The 4,620-nt window shown below is 64.8% G+C and carries 4 protein-coding genes; 2 read left to right on the top strand and 2 right to left on the bottom strand.

The features are described 5' to 3' along the window. Window positions 1-69: 69 nt before the first annotated feature. Together IAE39_RS29025 and IAE39_RS29020 are read right to left on the bottom strand one after the other, a co-directional pair. The gene (locus tag IAE39_RS29025; RefSeq protein WP_201207899.1) at window positions 70-945 is read right to left on the bottom strand and encodes a TIGR02285 family protein; all 876 of its coding nucleotides are present in this window, start codon (window positions 943-945) and stop codon (window positions 70-72) included. A gap of 20 nt (window positions 946-965) precedes the next feature. Further along, the gene (locus IAE39_RS29020; protein WP_201207898.1) at window positions 966-2,165 is read right to left on the bottom strand and encodes a CaiB/BaiF CoA transferase family protein; all 1,200 of its coding nucleotides are present in this window, start codon (window positions 2,163-2,165) and stop codon (window positions 966-968) included. Window positions 2,166-2,296: 131 nt separating this feature from the next. On the opposite strand from IAE39_RS29020, the gene IAE39_RS29015 reads away from it, so the two are divergent. Further along, window positions 2,297-2,839 (top strand): YaeQ family protein, encoded by a 543-nt coding sequence (locus tag IAE39_RS29015; protein WP_201207897.1) that lies wholly within the window; start codon window positions 2,297-2,299, stop codon window positions 2,837-2,839. A gap of 8 nt (window positions 2,840-2,847) precedes the next feature. Continuing rightward, the gene (gene recJ / locus IAE39_RS29010) at window positions 2,848-4,557 is read left to right on the top strand and encodes a single-stranded-DNA-specific exonuclease RecJ (protein ID WP_201207896.1); all 1,710 of its coding nucleotides are present in this window, start codon (window positions 2,848-2,850) and stop codon (window positions 4,555-4,557) included. Window positions 4,558-4,620 lie beyond the last annotated feature (63 nt).

Raw genomic sequence — 4,620 nt, 5'->3', positions numbered from 1 at the left:
CCCCCCCCCCCCCCCCCCCCCCCCCCCCCCCCCCCCCCCCGCTCCTACAAAGGTCCGTGCAGGGCGTAGCTATTGCGCTTCGAAGAAGCGCTTGCTCTCTTCCAGGTAACTTTCCTGTAACGCCGGGTCCAGCCAGCGCGCATACAACCCCGGCAGCACATCCCGGCGCAGTGCCGGCAGCAACTGGTCGATATGCGCCACCGCCGCACGCCCCAGCTCGCTGTCCGAACACCCCACATGCAGAAACTGATAGCGCTCCACCCCCTGTACCGGGTGAAACTGGTAATCAGCCAGTGAGCCGCCTTGCTGCTGGATCAGGTAGCGCACCTCGGGCCAGTAGCCCAGCACCATGCGCAAGCGCCCCAGTTGCTGCATTTGCAGCAGGTTGGCGGTAGCGTCACTGCCGTAGTGGCGGCTGAGCGCACTGTCGGGCAACTGGTGCAGAATGCTGTCGATCTGCGTGCCGTAGCTGCGCTCGGCAACAATCCCCAGCTTCAGTGAGGCCTGGCTCAGCAGGCCGTGCAAGTCCACTTGCTGGCCATCCAGGTACGGCGCCACCAGCGCCTGGTTTTCCTTGCGCAACACCAGGCCGCCGCTAAGTACACCCAGCGATGGCAGGGAGAAACGCACGAACTTGGCACGTTCCGGTGTCCACAACAGGGTCGGGTCGCAGGTGAATGTGTTGCCATCCTGCAGCATCTGGATGCCGCGAGCGCGGGTGACCCGCAGGATGGTGTGGTCGTACTCGGGCATTTGCCCGATCAGCCGCGGCAACAGCTGGTCGACCACGCCCTGGCCTTTTTCCGGGCCTTCGAAAATGGTGAACGGCGGCAGATCGCGCACCAGCCAGAACAGGCGCTCCTTGGCGCTGGCAGGCTGCAGCAGCAATGCAGCCAACAGCCCGCACAGCAGGGCCAGGCGGCGAAGGCAGCGGGTAGGGCGCATGGAGCCGGGCCGCGCCAGGGTCAGACCGTGCCTGCTGCGCGCAGGCTGGCGATGGCCGACGCGTCGTAGCCCAGCTTGCCAAGCAGCGCCTCGGTATGTTCGCCCAGCGCCGGGCCGACCCACTCGGTAGAACCGGGGGTGTCCGACAGCTTGGGTACGATGCCGGGCATCTTGAACGGTTTGCCGTCCGGCAGCCTGGCCTGCAGAAACATTTCCCGTGCCAGGTACTGCGGGTCGTTGAACATGTCCTCGGCGGAATAAATGCGGCTGGCCGGGACTTCGGCTGTGTTCAGCACCTGCATCAGCTGCTCCAGCGGCAGGCTGTTGGCCCAGCGGTCGATTACCCCGTACAGCTCATCGCGGCGCAGGTCGCGGCCATCGTTGGTGGCCAGCGTCGTGTCATTGGCCAGGTCGTCGCGGCCGATGGCCTGCATGAAGCGTTTGAAGATCGCGTCGCCGTTGGCGCCGATCTGCACATGCTTGCCGTCGGCACTGGTGTGGATGGAGGAGGGGGTGATACCGGGCATGATGTTGCCGGTGCGCTCGCGGATAAAGCCGAACACATCGAATTCCGGCACCATGCTCTCCATCATGGCGAAAATCGCCTCGTACAGCGCCACGTCCACCACTTGGCCCTGGCCACCGTTGACTTCCCGGTGGCGCAGCGCCATCAGCGCACCGATCACCCCCCACAGGGCAGCAATCGAGTCACCGATGGAAATGCCGGTACGTACCGGTGGGCGGTCGTCGAAGCCGGTGATGTAGCGCAGGCCGCCCATTGACTCGCCTACTGCGCCGAAGCCGGGTTGGTCTTTCATCGGCCCGGTCTGGCCAAAGCCAGACAGGCGCACCATGACCAGGCGCGGGTTCAGCGCATGCAGCACGTCCCAGCCCAGGCCGAGCTTTTCCAGCACGCCCGGGCGGAAGTTCTCGATCAGGATGTCGGCTTCGGCCAGCAGCTTCTTCAGCACCTCGCGGCCTTCGGGGTGCTTGAGGTTGAGGGTGAGCGACTGCTTGTTGCGCGCCTGCACGAACCACCACAGCGACGTGCCCTCGTACAACTTGCGCCACTTGCGCAGCGGGTCGCCGCCATCGGGCGATTCGACCTTGACCACCTCGGCACCGAATTCGGCACAGATCCGCGAAGCGAACGGCCCGGCGATCAGGGTGCCGAGTTCGACAACTTTAAGGCCGGCGAGGGGTTTGCTGGGCGTCGACATGGTGCATCCGTGGCAGTTGGGCAGAGTCGTGGTTTTATCACACGTCGGTTTCGCCGGGTACTGCTGCGGCGCATGGAAGGTGCGGATGGGTTAGACTGTGCCACTTTTCTTTTGCACGAAGCCCGTCGACCATGGCCCAGCCGTCCACCACCTACAAGTTCGAACTGAATCTCACCGACCTTGATCGCAACGTCTACGAAAGCGTCAAGCAGACCATCGCGCGCCACCCTTCGGAAACCGAAGAGCGCATGGCGGTTCGGCTGCTGGCGTATGCGCTCTGGTACAACGAGAACTTGTCGTTTGGCCGTGGCCTGTCGGATGTCGATGAACCGGCGCTGTGGGAAAAGAGCCTGGACGACCGTGTACTGCACTGGATCGAAGTCGGCCAGCCGGATGCCGACCGCCTGACCTGGTGCTCGCGTCGCACCGAACGCACCAGCCTGCTGGCCTACGGCAGCCTGCGGGTGTGGGAAGGCAAAGTGGTGCCTGCAGTCAAGGGCCTGAAGAACCTGAACATTGCTGCTGTGCCGCAAGAAGTGCTGGAAACCCTGGCCACCGACATGCCGCGCAGCATCAAGTGGGACGTGATGATCAGCGAAGGCACGGTATTCGTCACCGACGACCGTGGCCAGCATGAAGTGCAACTGCAGTGGCTGCTCGGTGAGCGTGGCTGAAGCAACCCATGCGCATCGAACCCCGCCCCCTGCCGTCGACCCTGCCATTCCTGGGTAACCTGCCACCCTTGCTGACCCGCCTGTACGCCGCACGCGGCGTGCAGAGCGAGGCCGAGCTGGACAAAAGCCTGGCGCGCCTGCTGCCGTACCAGCAGCTCAAGGGCATCGAGGCCGGCGTCGACCTGCTGGTCGAGGCCCTAGACCAGCGCCAGCGCATCCTGATCGTCGGCGACTTCGATGCCGATGGCGCCACGGCCAGCACCGTCGGTGTGCTGGGCCTGCGCCTGCTGGGTGCGGCCCATGTCGATTACCTGGTGCCCAACCGCTTCGAATACGGCTATGGCCTGACCCCGGAAATCGTCGAGGTGGCCCTGCAGCGCCAGCCGCAGTTGCTGATCACCGTGGACAACGGCATTTCCAGTGTCGACGGGGTGGCCGCCGCCAAGGCTGCCGGGCTCAAGGTGCTGGTGACCGACCACCACCTGCCGGGTGCGGAGTTGCCCGACGCCGACGCCATCATCAACCCCAATCAGCCGGGCTGCAGCTTCCCAAGCAAGTCGCTGGCCGGGGTAGGGGTGATCTTCTACGTACTGATGGCCCTGCGCGCACGCCTGCGCAGCCTGGGCCGTTACGAGGCGCAGCCGCAGCCGAACATCGGTGAACTGCTCGACCTGGTTGCCCTGGGCAGCGTCGCCGACGTGGTGCCGCTGGACGCCAATAACCGCATCCTGGTGCACCAGGGCCTGGAGCGCATCCGCGCCGGCCGCGCCCGCCCGGGGCTGAAGGCCATTCTCGAAGTGGCCCGTCGCGATCACCGGCGTATCACCTCGACTGACCTTGGTTTCATCCTCGGTCCACGGCTGAATGCTGCCGGGCGCCTGGATGACATGAGCCTGGGTATCGAATGCCTGCTGTGCGAAGACGCGGCGCTGGCCCAGGACATGGCCCAACAGCTGGACGACCTGAACCAGGACCGCAAGTCCATCGAGCAGGGCATGCAGCGCGAGGCCCTGGCCCAGCTCAAGGACCTGCCGGTCGAGTCGATGCCGTATGGCCTGTGCCTGTTCGATGCCGACTGGCACCAGGGCGTGATCGGGATTCTGGCTTCGCGCCTGAAGGAGCGTTACCACCGGCCGACCATCGCTTTCGCCGATGCCGGCGAGGGCATGCTCAAAGGTTCGGCGCGTTCGGTGCCGGGGTTTCATATTCGCGATGCGCTGGATGCCGTGGCGGCGCGTCATCCGCAGTTGATCAGCAAGTTTGGTGGCCACGCGATGGCTGCCGGGTTGTCGTTGCCCGAGGCCAATTTCCCGGCGTTTGCCGAGGCGTTCGACGAAGAAGTGCGGCGCCAGCTTCGCGAAGAAGACCTTACTGGCCGGCTGCTGTCCGATGGCAGCCTGGCAGTAGAGGAATTCCACCTCGAACTGGCCAAGGCCCTGCGCCATGCAGGGCCATGGGGCCAGCACTTCCCCGAGCCGCTGTTCCATGGCGTGTTCCAGTTGGTGGAGCAGCGGGTGGTCGGCGAGCGGCACCTGAAGGTGGTGCTCAAGAGCGAATGTGGTTCGGTGCGGCTGGATGGCATTGCCTTCGGCATTGACCGCGAAGTGTGGCCGAACCCGACGGTGCGTTGGGTGGAGTTGGCGTACAAGCTGGATGTGAACGAGTTTCGCGGTAATGAAAGTGTGCAGTTGATGATTGCGCATATGGAGCCGCGCTGACTGTAGTTCCGGGGCTGCTTTGCAGCCCATCGCGACACAAGGCCGCTCCTACACGCCCCGTTG

The organism is Pseudomonas sp. S37 (assembly GCF_016658545.1).
Taxonomy (GTDB): domain Bacteria; phylum Pseudomonadota; class Gammaproteobacteria; order Pseudomonadales; family Pseudomonadaceae; genus Aquipseudomonas.
The sequence above is the reverse complement of the archived record's forward strand: the minus strand, read 5'-3'. Positions and strand labels throughout refer to the sequence as shown.

Excerpts from the sequence above, each read along its gene's own strand:
- IAE39_RS29015 (WP_201207897.1), top strand. The coding sequence starts at position 2,297 with ATGGCCCAGCCGTCCACCACCTACAAGTTCGAACTGAATCTCACCGAC.
- recJ (WP_201207896.1), top strand. The coding sequence starts at position 2,848 with ATGCGCATCGAACCCCGCCCCCTGCCGTCGACCCTGCCATTCCTGGGT.
- IAE39_RS29020 (WP_201207898.1), bottom strand. The coding sequence starts at position 2,165 with ATGTCGACGCCCAGCAAACCCCTCGCCGGCCTTAAAGTTGTCGAACTC.
- IAE39_RS29025 (WP_201207899.1), bottom strand. The coding sequence starts at position 945 with ATGCGCCCTACCCGCTGCCTTCGCCGCCTGGCCCTGCTGTGCGGGCTG.